14 protein-coding genes are annotated in these 17642 nt (G+C 71.4%); 11 read left to right on the plus strand and 3 right to left on the minus strand.

Annotated elements, in window-relative coordinates; translation table 11 throughout:
* Positions 1-58: 58 nt before the first annotated feature.
* The 4 genes from WMF27_RS08665 (at position 59) to WMF27_RS08680 (ending at position 3583) form a co-directional block, all read left to right on the plus strand.
* Positions 59-1705, plus strand: coding sequence for a transglutaminase-like domain-containing protein (locus WMF27_RS08665; RefSeq protein ID WP_437944063.1), 1647 nt, complete (start codon positions 59-61; stop codon positions 1703-1705).
* Entirely contained in the window at positions 1702-2148 is a 447-nt protein-coding gene (locus WMF27_RS08670) for an NUDIX hydrolase (protein ID WP_437769387.1), read from the plus strand. Before WMF27_RS08665 ends, WMF27_RS08670 begins: the two co-directional genes overlap by 4 nt.
* A 197-nt stretch (positions 2149-2345) precedes the next feature.
* Positions 2346-2630 carry a hypothetical protein gene (locus WMF27_RS08675; RefSeq protein ID WP_437769386.1) on the plus strand — a complete coding sequence of 95 codons (285 nt, stop codon included), beginning with the start codon at positions 2346-2348 and terminating at the stop codon, positions 2628-2630.
* A gap of 155 nt (positions 2631-2785) precedes the next feature.
* Positions 2786-3583 (plus strand): TetR/AcrR family transcriptional regulator, encoded by a 798-nt coding sequence (locus WMF27_RS08680; protein WP_437769385.1) that lies wholly within the window; start codon positions 2786-2788, stop codon positions 3581-3583.
* 11 nt (positions 3584-3594) lie between these two features.
* Here WMF27_RS08680 and WMF27_RS08685 read toward each other — a convergent pair whose 3' ends face one another.
* Positions 3595-5598: a C1 family peptidase gene (locus WMF27_RS08685; protein ID WP_437769384.1), complete on the minus strand. Its 2004-nt coding sequence runs from the start codon at positions 5596-5598 to the stop codon at positions 3595-3597.
* Between the two features lie 137 nt (positions 5599-5735).
* Here WMF27_RS08685 and WMF27_RS08690 point away from each other — a divergent pair, with 137 nt between their 5' ends.
* The 4 genes from WMF27_RS08690 to WMF27_RS08705 all read left to right on the plus strand — a co-directional run bounded on the left by WMF27_RS08690 (position 5736) and on the right by WMF27_RS08705 (position 10563).
* Positions 5736-6815 carry a geranylgeranyl pyrophosphate synthase gene (locus WMF27_RS08690; protein WP_437769383.1) on the plus strand — a complete coding sequence of 360 codons (1080 nt, stop codon included), beginning with the start codon at positions 5736-5738 and terminating at the stop codon, positions 6813-6815.
* 114 nt (positions 6816-6929) lie between these two features.
* A complete protein-coding gene (locus tag WMF27_RS08695) occupies positions 6930-7151 on the plus strand; it encodes a Franean1_4349 family RiPP (protein WP_437534351.1) in 222 nt (73 codons plus the stop codon).
* On the plus strand, positions 7148-9157 hold the full coding sequence (locus tag WMF27_RS08700) for a hypothetical protein (protein ID WP_437769382.1): 2010 nt from the start codon (positions 7148-7150) through the stop codon (positions 9155-9157). The genes WMF27_RS08695 and WMF27_RS08700 overlap by 4 nt, the downstream gene beginning before the upstream one ends.
* The gene (locus WMF27_RS08705; protein WP_437769381.1) at positions 9154-10563 is read left to right on the plus strand and encodes an adenylate/guanylate cyclase domain-containing protein; all 1410 of its coding nucleotides are present in this window, start codon (positions 9154-9156) and stop codon (positions 10561-10563) included. The genes WMF27_RS08700 and WMF27_RS08705 overlap by 4 nt, the downstream gene beginning before the upstream one ends.
* Before the next feature lie 40 nt (positions 10564-10603).
* On the opposite strand, the gene WMF27_RS08710 is transcribed toward WMF27_RS08705, so the two are convergent.
* The gene (locus WMF27_RS08710) at positions 10604-12310 is read right to left on the minus strand and encodes an oxidoreductase (protein ID WP_437769380.1); all 1707 of its coding nucleotides are present in this window, start codon (positions 12308-12310) and stop codon (positions 10604-10606) included.
* A 493-nt stretch (positions 12311-12803) separates the two neighbouring features.
* Here WMF27_RS08710 and WMF27_RS08715 point away from each other — a divergent pair, with 493 nt between their 5' ends.
* The 3 genes from WMF27_RS08715 (at position 12804) to WMF27_RS08725 (ending at position 14424) form a co-directional block, all read left to right on the plus strand.
* Positions 12804-13190 (plus strand): response regulator, encoded by a 387-nt coding sequence (locus tag WMF27_RS08715; RefSeq protein ID WP_437769379.1) that lies wholly within the window; start codon positions 12804-12806, stop codon positions 13188-13190.
* A gap of 521 nt (positions 13191-13711) precedes the next feature.
* Entirely contained in the window at positions 13712-14068 is a 357-nt protein-coding gene (locus WMF27_RS08720) for a response regulator (RefSeq protein ID WP_437769378.1), read from the plus strand.
* Positions 14065-14424, plus strand: a complete 360-nt coding sequence (locus WMF27_RS08725) for a gamma-glutamylcyclotransferase family protein (RefSeq protein ID WP_437769377.1) — start codon at positions 14065-14067, stop codon at positions 14422-14424. The genes WMF27_RS08720 and WMF27_RS08725 overlap by 4 nt, the downstream gene beginning before the upstream one ends.
* 5 nt (positions 14425-14429) lie before the next feature.
* On the opposite strand, the gene WMF27_RS08730 is transcribed toward WMF27_RS08725, so the two are convergent.
* Positions 14430-17525: a CheR family methyltransferase gene (locus WMF27_RS08730; RefSeq protein ID WP_437769376.1), complete on the minus strand. Its 3096-nt coding sequence runs from the start codon at positions 17523-17525 to the stop codon at positions 14430-14432.
* Between the last annotated feature and the right edge of the window lie 117 nt (positions 17526-17642).

A 17642-nucleotide genomic window follows, 5' to 3' on the forward strand; every position in this document is an offset into this window, starting at 1 on the left:
CAACCGACCGGCCGCCGTGGAACATCACCGGGGTTTCTGGTTTCATAAGAGGCCCCTGATGTCCTCACCGGCCGCACGCCTGCGCCCTGCTGCTTCACCGGCTGTCCCCGTGTCCAGGCGCCGGTTCGGCGGCTCGGCGCGCAGCCTGCTCGTGTTCGCGCTCGCCTGCGCCGTGTCGCGGCTCGCCGATGCGCAGGCGTCGCTCCTGCACGAGTTCATCGCGCCGGATCCCGCGGAGGACGTGTCGCTCGCCACGACGACGCTCGACGGCGGGCTCCCCGCGGCGATCCAGACGCCGAGCGGCCTGGCCACGGCGCCCGACCCGCAGCGCCCGCCGTCGAACCAGCAGCAGGTCTACAGCAACGTCGGATCCGACGCCGGCCCCGACGCGTCCTACGAGCCGGATCGAGACACCCGCCGGCCGAACGTCGAGCGCTACGACGATCCGTTCTCCCCCGCGACCGCGCCGTTCAAGCGGCTGCAAGCGTACGACGCCGTGAGGGCGGACTACTCGCTCGTCGTCCGCGATCGGAGCCTGAAGACCGTCAAGGCGGACAGCGCCGTCTCGGCGGGCGACGAGGCGTTCTACGGGGACATCGCGGTCGATCTCGTGCCCAACGAGCCGGTCCGGATCCCGACGGTCGGGCCGGACACGCGGCTCGTGCGGATGCACGTGAACCCCGATACCCCGGTCGTCGTCCTGCGCGACGGCGCCGACAACTGGTTCGTGCGCGGCACGAAGAGCGCGCGCGTCCGGCTCATCGTGCAGCTCGCCATCGCCCGCGCGACCTTCGGCAGCGAGTTCGCCGACGTCGGCTGGAGCAAGCTCGAGCCCTTCCGCGGGCCGCAGGAGGCCTCCCACGAGGCGGCGTTCAGGCAGGTCGCCCAGGCGATCGGCATCTCGTCCGCGATGCGGCCGCGCGACGTCGTTCAGAAGATGGTCGAGTACTTCCGGTCGTTCGCCCCGTCGGACGACCCGCCCAAGGGGAACGGCGACATCTACCTGGATCTCGCGCTCTCGCGAAAAGGCGTCTGCCGCCACCGCGCCTTCGCGTTCCTCGTCACGGCCCTGCACATCGGGATCCCCGCGCGGATGGTCGTCAACGAGGCGCACGCCTGGGTCGAGGTCTTCGATGGCTCGCTCTGGCACCGCATCGACCTCGGCGGAGCGGCCCTCAACATGGACCAGGAGGTCGATCCGAGCCGCCCGCCGCATGTGCCGCCGCCGGATCCCTACAGCTGGCCGGAGCAGCGCGACTCGGGCCAGGATCTCGCCGACCGCACGCGCGCCGAGCAGACGCAGCAGGGGCCCGCTGGCCCGGGGGCCGGGAGCAGCGGCGCCGCCGCGCCGCCGCTCCCTGCGCCCACGCCCACGAGCGACGCGGCCGGGCGCGCGGCGGAGAGCACCGACGTCGTCGTGACCGCGCTGGACAAGGACATCCGCCGCGGCTTTCCCCTCCACCTCCAGGGACAGGTCAGCAGCGCCGGGGCGCCGTGCGGGCACGTCCGCGTCGACGTGATCCTGACGGGGACCGCGGCGCCTCAGGGCGTGACGGTCGGCTCGCTGTCGACCGACGACCGCGGCCGGTACGACGGGGCCGTCGTGATCCCCGGCGACTTCGCGCTCGGCGAGTACGACCTCGCGGTCGCGACGCCGGGCGACGTCCGCTGCAAGGCCGGCCGCACGGAAGCTGCCGCCCCGTGAGCGACGCGCCGGCATGCGCCCCCTCGCCCCCGCGCGTCGCCGTGGGCGCCGTCGTCATCGATCGCCGGCCGGATGCGCCTGACGCGCCGCGCGTGCTCGTCGTCAAGCGCGCTCGTCCTCCGCTCGAGGGCTCGTGGTCGCTTCCGGGTGGGCGCGTGGAGCCCGGAGAGCGGCTCGCGGACGCCGTTGCCCGCGAGATCCGCGAAGAGACGGGCCTCGACGTCCGCGTCGGCCCCCTCGTGGAGGTCGTGGAGATCGTGGCGACTCCCTATCATTATGTGATCCTCGATTATCTGTGCGAGTCGATCGGAGGCGCGCTCTCTCCAGGAGACGACGCCTCCGAGGTGGCCCTCGTGCCCGTCCCCGAGCTGCCGGCCTACGGCCTCACCGACGTCGCGCTCCGCGTGATCCACAAGGCCCTGGCGATGTTGGCCGCCGGCTGAAACAGCGCGATCCAGGGAGCGCCCGACTTGGCGCGGCCGTGGCGGAGGTGGGATGTCGCAGAAAGGGCGACTCTCCATGTCGACCTTCCATTGTTGGACAGTGACAGCGCTATTTTGCTGCCCTGCCGCTCACGACAATCGCCGGTGGCAGCGCTAGGTTAGATGTGGGTGCACGGGTGAGCGCTGGTTCGACGATCATGAGGGGATTGGTGGTCGTCCTGGTGGCGACCCTGGTCTCTCCTCCTCTCTGCTTCGCGCTGCCTCGCGACGATGGCGCTGGCCTGTTCGCGCTGCCCGCGCCGCGCGTCTCGCGCATCTCGCGCGCCGCCGCGCCTCTCGGTGTACCCGAGGGGTCGGGCTGGCTCCCGGCGCGGGTCGCGCGCGCCCTCTCAAGGACCGTCGAGCGGGTGGCGCGTACGGGCATCACCCCGATGTTCCTTGGTCTGCACGGGTTCGGTGTGACCGTGTCCGGCGAAATGTGATGAACGCGGTTACCGCGGCTGCAACATGCGTTTCGCTGCTCTGCTGAGCGATCGCGGCGAGCGCTGGTCGCGCCCGTCGGCTCGAATTCGCGCTGTGCGGTGACCGCTGAGTCTGGATTGCGGCGCTTCTGGAGACGTCGTAGACCGGGGAGTCTATGAGCCCGACGCGGAGAGCGAGGAAGGAGGAGCAGAAGGAGGAGCGGCGGCGGTTCATCATCGACGCAGCCTGGCAGCTGTTCCAGGAGACCCCCTATCCCGAGGTCACCATGGCTCAGGTCGCCGAGCGCACCAGGCTCGCCAAGGGCACGCTCTACCTCTACTTCACCACGAAAGAGGAGCTCTTTCTCGCGGTCGTCGATCAAGAGCTCGCGAAGTGGTTCCACGACGTGGATATCCATCTGACGCATTTCTGCGCCTCCCGCGGTGACGCGAGCGCGGCGCGCCCTCGGCCCTCGCGGGCCCGCCGCGGCGCGCCCGCGGCGTCTGCCGAGGACGCGCCGGCGAGCGTCGCCTCGATCCTGTCGACGACCCTCGCCGCGCGCGACGCGATGACACGCTTGCTCGGCATCCTCCACAGCGTGCTCGAGCAGAACGTCAGCTACGAGGCCGCGCTCCGCTTCAAGCTCTCTCTCCTGGGTCACGTCGAGCGCACCGGGGTGCTGCTCGAGCGGTGCATGCCGTCGCTCGCTCCCGGCCATGGCGGCCCGACCCTCATCCGGATGTACGCCCTGCTCATCGGGATGCGCCAGGTCTGCGATCCCAGCGACGTGATCCGCGATATCCGCAGCCGCCCCGATATGGGCCTCTTCCGGATCAACTTCGGCGAGGAGATCCGCGCATCGTTCGCGCTCCTCCTGAGCGGCGCGAGCGCGCCGCCGCTCGCGTCCGGGCGGCTCGGCGCCCCGGCCCTCCGCGGATTGAGCTCAGTGGAGCGGCGCCGCCCGGAGGGGTGAGGGGCGCGCGTTCACCACGGGTCCCGCGCCGACATGGGCGGCAGGTGATCGGCGAACGGCTGGTTGAGGATGCGGGCGATGACGGACTTCCACGTGGTCATGTCGTTCTCGAAGTCCTCATGCCGCCGCGCCTCGGAGCCATGGGGAGGGGGCCTCGTGTTGGGCCCCTTGATCCACTCCGCCCTCGGGAACACGACGGGCCGGTCGTCCTTGGTCTCCGTGAGCAGCGAAAGCACGTCGGCGTTCTCCGGATCGAGGAGCCCCGCCTCCATGCCGAGCAGCGAGACGCCGCTCGTGCCGGGCACCCGCGGGCGCCGCTCGAGGGCGTTCGACACCAGGTAGAGGAGCGACCTGCCGTACACCTCGCAGTGGTCCTGGAGCTCCGCCTCGTCTGTGAGCGTGAACAGGGCGAACCGGCGCACCATGCCGCTCTTGATAGGCGGCATGTACGTGTCGCGGAACGCGTCGATGGCGCTCGCCGGCGCGAGCAGGGAGAGCGACTCGATGGGGAGACCGAGCCCGAGCTGACCTCGCATCGGGCCGCCCTCGATCTTCTTGCCCTTCTCCGAGGTGACCAGCTGGACGAGCGGCGCGAGCAGGAACGTGCCGCTCGAATGGGCGACCAGGTGGAGCTCGATCTTCGGATCGCTGTCCATCAGCGACGCGAGGCGGCCGATCATCTCGCGGACGCCGCCGTGGTCGGCGTCCATCGTCGCGTCGCCCGCGGCCAGCTTCATGCGGTCCCACTCGGCCTTGCCGCCCATGCGGCGGACGAGCGGCTCGAGGGCGTCGTCGCGCCGATCGATCATGAACCCGAACGCCCTGGGATCGTAGCCGTCGTGGCGGCGCCCCTCCGTGGCGCGATGGAGGATCTCGAGGAGGCGCGGGTAGTGGTCGGTCTCCCAGAGGAGCTCGATGGGGTAGATCTCGTGCCCGAGCAGCTTCGGCCGGAGGCGCGACATCCGGTTGATCGCGTCGATCTGCCGGCGCAGCCCGCCGCCCGCGATCAGGACGAGCCGGCGGCGCTTCCAGGTCGCGGTCGTGCTCAGGAAATCCTCTTCCATGATGATACGGACGTCCTCCGACGACGTGCCGTAGGCCCCGCGCTGCTGGAGCTGGCCGTGCATGTCGACGCTGATGAGGTGCGGCCGCAGGCCGGCGAACGTCCGGCTGGTGGACGTGAGCGGGCGGAGCGAGCGCGCCTGGTTCAGGCGGATCGGGACGCCGAGCCGCCCGACCCACGCGTCGAAGCCGTATTGGAGCCAGTCGTCGTAACAGAGTCGACCGAAGCCGCCCTTGCCCCAGCCGACGCCCCACGAGTTCTGGAGCCAGAAGCCCTCCGCGTCATACCCGATGATCGCGAACGCGTGACCTCCCCAGGGGGCGATGAAGGGGTTCGACTTGTCGACCGTCGGGATGATGCCGTTCCTCTGGGTCCCATAATACCAGCCGTTGAACGGGATCAGCGCCGAGGCCGCGATGATCCCGACCTCCGCGAGGGCGCTGTGCATCGCCGGGAGGTCCCTGTGGTTCACCCGTTGATACAGGCCGAGCGGCCGGAGCATCCCGTCCACTGCGCGCTCCGGCGTGAGCGTGCCGTGGAGATCGTTCGCGTCCCACGGCCAGTGCTCGTAGGAGCAGATACCGTGTTTGTGCCAGCCCTTCATGGCGCCCCTCAGGCTGGATCCCCTCGCGTCGTCCTCGCCGGGGTACTCGTCGTAGCGGCGCGCCATCGTGTACACCATGTTCTGGCTGACGAGGCTGCGGTCCGGCGAGACCCGGCGCCTGCGCAGCAGGTAGTGCGCCACGGTGGCGACCGCGAAGCCGGTGCAGCCGTTGTTCTTGCCCTGGTCGAGCACCGGCACGCCGTGCTCCACGAAGCGCTCCGGGGGCATGATCGGAGGCACTTCCACCATCGTGGGGCGATAGAGGGTGTCGCGGAAATCGAGGACGTCAGCGCGCGCGTCGGTCGTGATGTCCCCGTGACGCCCAGCGAAACGCTCGGAATCGATCATGGCTTCTGATCTCGTGAAGTCGCTGAGTGTCGCACGGGCGGCGCGCGGGGCAAAGTCGGCGGCGCCCGCCCCCTCGGGCGAGGCTGCTCGTGCTAGCGTCGCCCGAGTCGGCGCCGCCAGCGCCGTCCGGAGGTGGGATGAGCGAGGACAGCCGCGCAGGGGGAGGCGAGGGCGCGCAAGGCGCCGTCGAGGCGGCGCTCGAGGCCGAGGTGCTGCGGCGGCTCGCGTCGTTCCGGGCTCGGCTGGGGCGCGAGATCGGCGCGCTGTTCGATGCGCTCGCCGCGCGCCTCAGGCTGTTCGAGGGGGAGCCGGGCGAGGGGTACTTCTCGCACCCGACGGCGCTCCCGGTGCTCGAGCTGCCGCTCTGGGTCGCGACGCGTCCCGGCGGGCCGGCGCTTGCGCTGGACGCTGGATCGCCGGCGCTTCCGCCGCTCGCCGTCGACCTCGCCGAGGCGGCAGCGGTCGGGTACCTGCACGTCCGGATCGAGGACGACCTGCTGGACGAAGGGGTCGGTGAGCCTGGAGCGACGGTGCTCCTGTCAGGGGCGTTGTTCGCTCGCCATCAGGCGTTGCTCGCCCGCTCGCTGCCCGGCGGGAGCGCGTTCTGGGGCCTCTTCGAAGAGGTCTGGCTCGGGTATGGCGAGGCGATGCTCCTCGAGCGGCGGCTCCACCGCGGCGCAGGCCCGCGGGACGGCGCCACGTTCCGGCAGGTGCTCGCCCGCTCGCGCCCGCTCGTGCTCCCGGCCGCGGCGGCCCTGTTCGCGCTGTCGCAGGCCGAGCACCTGGCCGCCCTCGAGGAGTTCGTTTCCGCCCTTGTCGCAGCGCATCAGCTGTTCGCGGACCTGCTGCACGCGGAGAAGGATCGTGCGTTCGGCAACACGACGTATGTGCTCTCCCGGCTCTGGGCGCTTGCCGAGGCGGATGGGGTGTCCCCGAGCGGGGCCGACGTCTCCGACGGGGGGCCTCGTCGCGCTCGGGAGGTGCGCAGCGCGGCGGCCCTGCGCGCGCGGCTGTTTGCGCGCGGCGGCTTCGACGCCATCCTGGAGGAGGCGCGTTGTGAGCTGGCTCGCGCCGAGGTCGCCGCGGGGGCCCTCGGGCTACCGGAGGCAGCGCGGTTCTGCAGGGAGCGCGAGCAGTACATGGTCGCGATCCAGCGGCGGGTATTCCTCGCGTTCTTCAGCGCGCTCGCCGGCGAGCCCGCCGTCGCGCCGCGGTGAACCGGTGTGTCGTGCGCGGACGCAACACCCCCCCGACGACGCGCGCACGCGCCTGCTTGTACTTGCTCGCCGTTTGGAGGTCTCCTAGCCTCCCGAGCGAGAAAGCGAGGAGTCGTGACGTCGAAGAAATCAGAGGCAGAGCTCATCGGTCGTGCCGTCGTGGATTCGAGCTTCCGCCAGCAGCTCCTTGCCGATCCCGAGCGCACCATCCAGGCGGAGGGGTACGACGTCGGCGCGGAGACGCTCCAGCGCATCCGGGATGCCGCGACCTCGACGCCCGAAGCGGTCGATGCGGCCATCTCGGCCGCGGCGCGTGAGGGCGGAGTCGGTATGTGACGCTGTCCCCTGCTGGTGGGGTGACCGCCGCCTGGCCATGGGTCGACCCGGGCGACCGGGCTGTGTGCGGGCGCGCCTGGTCGGCGCATCTGTCGTCAGAGGGGGCGCTCCAGCGCGGTGAAGCGGCGTGGGGAGCGCTCGCGCTCGAGCGCAGCGTGGGCACACCGCCGGGGTACAGCGTCCCATGGGCCAGCTGGGCGCTGCGGCTCTGCGGGCGGGTGTCCGCGCCCGACGCAGCCGCGGACGCCGCCGTGGCGGTCACCGCGGTGGCCGCCGGGGGCGTCGAAGGCGCACCTGACGCGCTCGCGCGGGGCGCGCTCGCCGCGCGCCTCCTCGCGCAGCACGCGGACGACGCGCGCGCGCATGGGTGGCTCCTGGGCCTGGCCGACCTGGCGGAGGCTTCGTGGCGCGAGAACCCGGTGATCGAGATCGACGGCTCCGGCGCCATGGCGGCGCCCACCGCCGCCAGCGCGCGCGAGGCCGTGGCCCTCTGGACGGCGCCCGCGCTCGTCGCAGGCGACGATCTCGCGCCCGCCCGTCGCTTCGGAGAGGCCGTGGCCGAGCCGATCTGGCTGCTGGACGGGCTCGTGCGCCTCTGGCTCGATCCGATGGCGCCTGACCTCGCAGCGCCGACGCTCACGCCGCTCTTCGCGCTCTGGCTGCGCGGCGCGGGGCTCGCTCCTCCGCTGCTCCGCGCGCTCTCGGGCGAGCGCGCGTCCCGCGTGCGCCGCGGCGAGATCCACGGCCTGCTCGCGACCCGCCCGTACCGCGCCGCGCTCGCCGCGCGCATGCAGGAGACGCTCGCGTCCGCCCGTGAGGTCGTGGCCACCTCTCCTCGAACGAGCCCGAGCGCGCGCGGCCTCGCCGAGGCGCAGCGCGAATTCCTCGAGGCGCTCGGCGAGCGCCTCCGCTTCTTCGAGGGGCTGATGTGTTTCCGCGATCTCCTCGGCCCCGGCGCGCCGCTCGGGCCGCCGCGCGCGCAGGGCGAGCCGGCGCCGCCCGACGAGGCGCGCGCGGATCTGCAGGCGGCGGTCGCGTTCCTCCTGGACGCCGCGCCGTGGCGCGAGTCCTGGGAAGTGCAGCGCTTCGGCGTGCTCGGGTCGAGCGAGCAGCCGGTCGGGCATTGGTTCGTCCGGGCGACGATCCTGAGGGCGCTGCTCGAGATCGGGGAGGGCGGGCGCGACGTCCGCGCCGACGCCGCGGCGTTGCTCGACGAGATCCCGGCGGGAGAGCTCCGCTACTTCACCGCGTTCCGTGACGTCCCGCCGGACGCCGACCTCCTCGGCGTCGTGCTCGAGCTGGTCGCCGAGACGGGCGCCGCGAAGGAGCGGGCGGAGTCGTGGATCGAGGTCATGCTGGCCAACGTGGGTGAGGACGGCGTCGTTCCGACCTGGTTCTACCGCGGGCCCGCGGGGCCGACGACGCCGGGCGCGGCGTGGGCCGGCGACGACTGCGTGACCGTCCGGCTGAACCTGCTCGTGGGCCTGCTCTCGTTCGACGCGGAGCGGTTCGCGCGGCTCATCGACGCGAACGCGCGGCGCGTGCTCGACGCCGCCTCGGAGGCCGGCTTCGAGGGCGCTTGCTTCTACGATGCCTCGTACACGGACCTCGCGTTCCTCCGCTTCGCGCGGCTCTACCGGAGGAGGGCGGGGGACACGCGGTGGGCCGACGAGGTCGCGGCGGTCGAGGCCGCGACGCTGTCGCGGATGCTCCGATCGCAGCGGCTCGACGGCGGCTCCGGGACGCCGCTCTGCACGGCCGCGTGCCTCGAGGGGGCCGCGATGAGGGAGCGGCCCGATCCGCTGCTCCTTGCGCGAGGGATGCGCTACCTCGGCGAGCGCCAGCTCGTGGACGGCTCCTGGCCAGCGGAGCCGCTCTACCGGGTGCCCATGAAGCGCGGTCGCGAGGGGCACCACCAGGGCAGGGCGCTGACGACCGCGCTCTGCGCGCGCGGGCTCGCCGCCGCGCGGTCTCGGCTGCGGCGCGGAGGGGAGCGGCGCACATGAGCATCGAGAAGTCGCCCGAGATCCTGCGGATCATGGAGGCGCAGGAGATGCGCGGCGAGCAGATCGTGAACCACATCCGGCTCGCGTTCGCGCTGCTCAGCGCCGCCACGCTCGTGCACGTGTGGACGATCAACACGCCGGCTGCCAACCGGATCTTCGCGATCCTGACCGGCGGGTACCTCGCCTACTCGCTCGTGCTCTACGCGTTCTTCCGGCTGCGCCCCGGGGTCTACGCGGGCTGGCTCAAGTACGTGAGCATCTTCGTCGACCTCGCGCTCCTGACGCTCACGGCCCTGGGGAACGCGAGGAATCACTCCGGGATCATCGAGTACTTCACGAGCTACCTCGCGACCGTCTACGTGCTCTGGAACCTGATGTCGGGCTTCCGCTACAGCCTCGCGGCGTGCCTGTACTCGGCGGGGCTGTCGGCCCTCTTCAACTCCGTCGTGCTCGCCGTCACGGTCAGCTCCGGCGCGGTCCCGATCAGCCCGGTGTCCGTCTACGGACAGAACGCCATCAACATCGCGGACCAGTGCCAGCAGATCCTCTTCATCGCGCTCCCCGGCGTCGTCGCCGGCATCATCGCGCGGATGTCGCGCAACCTGGTCGTGCGGGCCGAGGTGGAGTCCATGGCCCGCCTCCGGCTCGAGCGCGAGAAGCAGGAGCTCGGCCGGTACCTATCGAAGGATCTCGTCGACTTCGTCCTGTCCGATCCGAGGCGGCTCAAGCTGGGAGGCACGCGGCGGCACGTCTCGGTGATGTTCACCGACATCCGCAACTTCACCCCGCTCACCGAGTCGGTCGAGCCGGAGGCCGTGGTCTCGTTCCTGAACGAGTACTTCACGGAGATGGTCGAGATCGTGTTCCGCTACGGGGGCACCCTCGACAAGTACATCGGCGACGGGCTGATGGCGGTGTTCGGCGCGCCGCTCTCCGTCGAGGACGCGCCGAAGCGCGCCGTGATCGCGGCGATCGAGATGGTGCGGGCGCTCGAGCGCATGAACCAGCGGAAGCTCCTCGGCGGCGGCGAGATCCAGATGGGCGTCGGGATCGCGACCGGCACCGTCATCTCCGGCAACATCGGCTCGCTCCAGCGCATGGAGTACACCTGCATCGGAGATACAGTAAACACGGCCGCGCGCCTCGAGCAGTTCAACAAGGAGCTCGGCTCCAAGATCATCATCTGCCAGACGACGTACGCGACCCTCGACGACTGCGTCCCGGCGCAGCCGACCGGCGCGCTGAGCATCCGGGGCAAGAGCCGACAGGTCCACCCCTACATCGTGGACCACATGGAGCTCTCTCCGGCGCGCCTGAGCGAGCTCCGGAGCGAGCTCCTCTCGAGGGCCCGTCCCATGGAATCGATGCCGCCGCGGGCGCCGGCCGCCCTGCTCGGCAAGGAGTAGCCGGAGGCTCGCGGCGCGCTGCGCGATCGGGGCGAGGGGGTCACGAGGGCGTGGCGCGGAAGCGCCGGACGCGCGCCGAGCCGGGGCCGCCGTCCTGCGTCGACAGGCCGAGCGCCGTGCGCGCCGGCGCGTGGAGGCGCTGGAGGACGCGATCGAGCAGGCGGAGCGCGCCGTCGCTCATCTTCACGCCGCGCGGCGAGCGGTAGCCGAACGCGACGCCGTCCACGACCTTGTAGGCGTTCTCCGTGGGTGAGGCGGGGCGCATCTCGACGACCAGCGCGCCGTCGCGCGTCTTCATGATGACGACGATCTCGCCCGGGCGCGCCGAGGCCTCCACGAACGTCCACCCGCCGGAGGTCGCCTCCTTGATCCCGAGCTCGAGCACGCGCTGCAAGTCCTGGCCCGCCGGCGCGAGCGTCGTCGCGCCTTCGACCCGGATCTCGGCGCCCGGCGGGACCACGCCGCTGCCGAGCGGCATCGCGGGCCGCCGCATCTCCCGAGGCCCGGGGAACGACCACATGTCCGGCGTGATCTCGCCGCCTTCGCGGTAGGCCATCTCGATGAGGCGGCTGCGCTCGCGAGAGAGCGCGTCCTCGGACCAGCCGAGGCAGGAGCGCATCATCAGCGTGAAGGGGTCGAAGCGGAGCTCGAACGAGGCGGGCGCGCGGACCATGAGGTCGTCCGGAAGGACGAGGCTGTGGAAGATGCGGACCTTGCACGGGAGCTCGCGCGCGCGCTCGAGCGTGCGCCGGAACGTGATCGGACCGTCGCCCGGGAGGCCGAGGAGGATGTCCACCTCGATGTCCGTGAACGTCGAGAGCTCCTCGATCACCTTCGCGAACTTCGACTCCCTGAAGGGGCGCTGCGTGCCGTCGCCCGTCTCCTTGTTGAGCGGCGGTAGCCGCGCGTCGAGCGACACGCGCGCGACGCCGCGGAGGAACTCGAGGTGCTCGTCGTGCACGTGCTCGGGATCGATCGATGCCGTCAGCGTCGCCTGCTTGAAGAAGCCGACCTGCTTCTCTGCGGCCACCAGGTTCCGGAACGCGTCCGCGCTCAGGTTGAGCGGGGCGTCGACGATCTGCGCGCCCGGCGCGCCGGCGGCGCGGAGCGCGCTCAGCTCTTCGACGAGGTAGGCCTCGGAGAAGACGCTGCCAGCGTCGCCCGCGGAGACGCCGCACGTCGCGCAGCTCATGCCGCCCGCGCGGCAGATCTCGAGCGGGACGGTGCGATCGGTCGGGAGCAGCTTCATCCGGATCGGCGAGGGGAGCGCGTCGGGCGCCACGTAGAGGGGGTCGCCCGTCGAGACCCAGCCGCCGGCGGTGGACACGTGCAGCCCCGGCACGGCGCGCAGCGCATCGGGAGAGCGCTCGCTCAGCCGGACGATGTCCCGGAACGTGAGCTCGTTGCCGTGCACGAGCGCGTCGATGCAAGCGGTGGCGTCGCGCCAGGGCGCGAGCGCGAACATCGCGGGGCGCGCGAGGGGCCCCCAGAGGGCGATCGTGCGCCCCGGCCGGTTGCGCTGCAGGTGGCGCGCGACCTCGATGAACGTGGGGAACGACCAGACGTGCGCGGCGAGGCCGACCACGTCCGCGTCCACGGTCTCGACCTCCGCGACCCACGCGTCGAGATCCCTCGTCTGCGCGTCGATCACGTGGATCGGCACGCCGGCGAGGTCCGGATCGGCGAGCAAGGAGGCCTCGAGACGACGGACTCCATGGCTGGACGGCGCTCCCCCACCGTCCGGCATGGTTGGCTCCATCGCGAGTAGCGCGACGCGGCGTTCGCCAGGCATCCATGAGAGTCTACCAGGGTGTCTCCCCTGTCGGGGAGCCCGTTCGCGCTCTCTGTCTGCTCTCACTTCCCGCCCCCCGGTCGGTTCCTTGCGCCCGGAGTTGCTCCTTCTGCCCGGAGTTGCATCCGGCGCGCAGTCGGGCTTTCATATTGCCCTGGGCGGGAGAGGGGGAACGGAACGTACCGGATCGGCAGACAGCGGCGGACTGTCGGGCTGCGCACTTCGTGACGTGGCCGTACATGTGGCGCACCGCGGCGAGCGCTCCGGTGTGTCCGGGCGATTCGTCGCACCGGGGGCATCACCGAGGTTGCTCGCGCTGCGCTGGCCGCTGGCCAGCGGAGGTTCGGGCAGCGCGTCGAGCGCCCGTCCCGTCCTCCCCCAGCATGGGAAGAGAGGGCGCGCTGCCCTGGCGAGCGGCCCCCGCCACTGAAGAAAGCCGAGGGGAGCCATGTGTGGCAAGCACGTGATCCTGGTTGCGGAGGACGACGTTGACACCGCGACGATGCTGGAAGAGCTCCTGACCCTGGAAGGGTACGAGGTCGAGCTGACCGCGACCGCGCGCGCGGTGCTCGATGCGCTCGCGGAGCGGCGCTTCCACGCGGTCCTCCTCGATCTGACGATGCCGGGCATGACGACGGACCGGTTCGTCTCCGAGATCGAGGGGCTCGGCACGCCCTCGCCCCTCATGATCTTCTCCGCCCGCCTCCCCCACGAGATGCAGGCGATCGCAGAGCGGCTGCATGCGGCCGCGCTCATCCCGAAGCCGGTGGACATCGACGTCCTGCTGGGCACCCTCTCGAAGGTGGTGCTCGGCTCGCTCGGCTCGCGCGGCTGAACAGATATCGAACGTCGACGCTGCCCGTCCGGACCGCGTCGCGAGCGCCTCGGGCCGTCGTTCCGGCGGACGCCGGGCTGCTGCGCCCCCCGGCGCCGGTGGTAGGATCGCCGCTCATGACGTGGATGGCGACCAGGCCACGCCGCGCTCACCCTGGCTGGCCGCAGATCGGGCACAGAGCCGCTTCGCCGGAGCGCCACCGTGCTGTAACATCGGGCTCGACCGCCGACGATCGATCGCCGTAATGCGTACGCCCGTACCCGCCTGCCAGAGCTGCCGGCTCAACCAACGTCGACCTCGCGTGGTTGTATGGCCGCACGGGCGACGCGGGTGCAGGCTCGGCTCCGAGGCGCCTCGCGGCGCTGATTGCCGGAGAGAGACGTAGAGAGACCTTCATGAGCCCCCTTCCTCGCAGAAAGAGCCTCATCAAGCGGAACCCGAGCAGGGATTCAGGGCTTTCCCTGTTTCGCCGTGACGTCCGGCTTTCGCATAGTGGTTGATGCACCGTGCCTGCCACTCCCTTGAAGAGGATCCTCGTTGTCGATGACGATCCGGATATTCGAGAGACCCTCGCCGAGCTCCTGCAGGAGGAGGGGTACGCCGTCGCGTCGGCGGCGCACGGCGGCGAGGCGCTCAGCGCGCTGAAAACGGATCCGAGACCCGGGCTCATCCTCCTCGACCTCATGATGCCGATCATGGATGGCTGGCAGTTCAGGGCGGAGCAGAAGAAGGATCCGGAGCTCGCCGCGATCCCGGTGGTGATCATCTCGGCGACGGGCCGCGACGAGTTCGTGTCCTCGCTCGGCGCGGCGCAGTTCCTCAAGAAGCCGATCAACCTCGAGCAGCTGCTCGCCGCGGTCGAACAGCACTGCCGGTGACGGCGCGCCTGTTCGTCTACGGCACGCTGATGCGCGGCGAGCGCGCGCACGCGCTGCTCGGGCGCGCGCGGCGCCTCGGGCCCGCCCGCACGGCCCCGTCGTTCGAGCTCGCCGATCTCGGCGACTACCCGGCGCTCGTGCGCGGGGGCTCGGTCGCGGTCCTCGGGGAGCTGTACGAGCCGGACCCGGAAGCGCTGCCCTCGCTCGACCTCTACGAGGACTGCCCCGACCTCTTCCGGCGTGAGCCGATCGAGCTCCATGGAGGCGCGCTCTGCGAGGCCTACCTGATGCCCGCGGGGCAGGCGCTGGGGTGGCCTCGGATCGCCTCGGGGGACTGGCGGGCACGGCGGCGATGAGCGCGTCAGCCGGGGCCCGCGCGGCGCGCTGGCCGCAGCCCGGGTGGACCGGCCGGGTCGATCTCGGGCGCCGTCCTGTCCTCGACGACGAGCAGCAGGGCCGGGAGCTCGCCCTCGTCGGCCTGGAGCCGGAAGGCTGAGAACGAGAGCGTCCTGCGGCCGGCGTGCGCGAGCACGGCCTCGAGGCGGAAGTCGACGAGCGCGGCGCGGCGGTGGAGCACGTCCCGGAGCTGCTGCTCCAGCTGCGGGGTGTTCCATCCGGCATCGATGGCCGAGAGCGATCGCCCCTCGATGTCCCCGAGCGGGACCATGAACTGCTCGCAGTAGCGCCGGGTGACGGCCCGGATCCGGAGCTCCCCGTCGAGCAGGAGGAACGGGTGGCGCAGCACCTCGAAGACGGCGGAGAGGCCGTCGCGCGCGCCCGCGAGCTCGCGCGCGGCGCGCCTCGGCGCCTCGCTCTCCAGCCAGCAGATCACCGCGCCGTCGACCTCGTCGTCGGTGGTCCGGGAAGGGCGCGCCCGCATGAGATAGCAACGCCCGTCGCGGTCCTCGACGTGCCGTTCGACGGTGCTCATCGTGCCGAGCACCTCGGCGACGACCGGCGCGATGTCGGCCACGCTCCTCGACTTCACCTCGAGGATGGACCTGCCCACGTCGCTGGCGGCGAGGCCGAGCAGCTTGTCGGCGGCGCCGGCGACCCGGCGGATCCGTAGGTCCGCGTCGACCATCAGCATCGGGATGTTCATGCCGCCGAGGAGCTTGCGCAGCTCGTCGTTGGCGAGGCCGAGCGCGACGTTGCTGCTGCGGAGCTCCTCGTTGATGGTCGTCAGCTCCTGGTTCGCCGACTCGAGCTCGTCGTGGGCGCCCTCGAGCGCGTCGTTCACCCTGTGCAGCTCGTCGTTGCTCGCGAGGAGCTCGTCGTTCGTGCACAGGAGCTCTTCGTTCGTCGCCTCGAGCTCCTCGATGAGCGACTGGAGGTACTCCCTCGTGGTCACGAGCTCCCTGCGGAGCTGGACGATCTCCAGATCCTTCTGGGCGTCGCTCGGGGCCGGGTCGCTGCCCGGCCGGTCCAGCCGCGCGGCGCCCGACTCGGCGAAGGTGACGAGGAAGCAGCGCCCTTGCGGGAGCCGCACCTTGAGCGGCCAGACCTCGACGTCGACGTACCGGATCTTCTCGTCCTGCCTGACCTTGAGCTGCTCCTTGCGGGCCATCGCCCCCGAGCTCATCGACGCGTCGATGGCGGCCCGGATGCCGAGGACGAGCCCCTCTCGGGCCATCTTGAAGAGGTGGAGGCTGGCGTCGCCCGGTGACGGCTCGAGGTAGGGCCCCGTCTTGCCCCGGAACTGGACGATCTGCATCTCCTCGTCCACGACCACGCCGGCGGGGGCATAGCGCGCCATGACGATGGCGTCGGCCTCCTTGCGCACCGCATCCATGCCGAGCCCCTCGGGCTCCCGCGGCCTCTCCGACGCGAGCGCGACCACCGGCGCGCCGGGCAGAGCGGGCGCGGTGAGGGCGAGCGGGTGGGCCGCCTCCGACGCGGCGCGCTTGCAGAAGATCCTGTGGGTCCTGTCCACGACCCCGAACAGATCGGGCGCCGTGGTGAGGCTCTCGGACGCGCCGAGGAGCAGGAACCCCGTGGGCTTGAGGGCCTGGTGGAACGTCTGCAGCAGCCGGCGCTGCAGGCTCGGCTCCAGGTAGATCATCAGGTTGCGGCAGCTCGTGAGATCGAGCTTCAGCAGGGGCGCGTCGGCCGCGGCGTTGTGGCGCGAGAAGATGCACAGATCGCGGACCGATTTGTTGACCTGAAAGCCGCCTTGCACCCTGACGAAGAAGCGGCGCAGCCGGCTGGGAGAGACGTCCATCGAGATGCTCTCGATGTAGATCCCGGACCGCGCCTGCTGGATTGCGGCCTCGCTCAGGTCGGTGCCGAAGATCTGGATGGCGTGATCGGTCGCGTCGGCTTCGAGGAACTCGAGCAACGAGATGGCGAGAGAGTAGACCTCCTCGCCCGTCGAGCAGCCCGGCACCCAGATGCGAACAGGGGAGTCCTGCGGCCTGCTGTGCATGAGCACCGGGAACACGTGGGTCTTCAGCGCGGCGAAGGCGCCCGGATCGCGGAAGAACGTGGTGACCTTGATGAGGAGGTCCTGGTAGAGATCCTCGATCTCGCCGGGGTGCGCTCTCAAATGATCCAGGTAATCCTGGAGGGTGGCGAGCCGATGGAGCGTCATTCGCCGCTGGATGCGCCGCCTCAGGGTGCTCTTCTTGTACTGGCTGAAGTCGACGCCCACCGCGGCGTGAAGCAGCCTGAGGAGCTTGCTGAGATCGGCGTCCATGCCGAGGGGCGTACCCTGCCTGAGCCATGGAGCGAGCACGTGCCCGGGGCGACCCATCCGCACGAGCTCCGCCGCGATCTCCTCGACGCTGAGGACGAAGTCGACGCCTCCGGCCGCGATGGCGCTCCGCGGGAGCGCCGGCCGCTCCGCGCCGCGCGGGTTCTCCGCGAAGGTGACCCCGCCCTCGGCCTTCACGTCCTTCAGCCCCAGCGCACCGTCGCTCCCGGCGCCGGACAGCACGACGGCCACCGCGCCCGACCCCAGCTCGCCCGCGAGCGAGCGCAGGAAGAGATCGCCAGGGCCCGGGCCGCCCTCGCCCCGCGGCGCGAGGTCGACGCGGAGCCCCGCCAGCGTCGCCTGCGCCTCCGGGGGCAGGGCCTGGACGCGACCCGGCGCGAGCTTCATCCCCGATCGGAGCTCGGCCACAGGGAGAGGGCTGCTCTGCGCCACGAGCTCGAGGAGGGGGAGCTCCCCTGGATCTGCGCTGTAGATCAGGACGAGAGAGAGGCTGGTGTCTCTGCTGGGCAACCGCCGGAGGAGCTCCGCGATCGCGCCGCGCCCGCCGGCCGAAGCGACGATACAGACGACGGGAAAGCGCAGCTCACCGTCGACGCGCGGCTCGGCCGCCGCGGCGCTCTCGCCAGCGTCCTCGGGCGGGACCGGCGCGCGCCCCGGCGCGGATGCCCTGCCGGCCTGGGGCGCGGCGTCGCTCGGGCCCGGTGCCCCGAGTTGCGTCCGGCGTGACTTCTTCTGTTCGGGCATTGTTGGCTTGAACGGTTGGGCGCCCTCTCAGGCGCCTCGCGACGGCGAGAGCCTGACAGGGACTAAGCCAGGGTTCCGGCGGGCGGTCGGTCAACGATGGCTGTCGTCGTCCATGTC

The sequence above is a fragment of the Sorangium sp. So ce281 genome (genome assembly GCF_051527395.1).
GTDB classification, from domain to species: Bacteria; Myxococcota_A; Polyangia; order Polyangiales; family Polyangiaceae; genus Sorangium; species Sorangium cellulosum_B.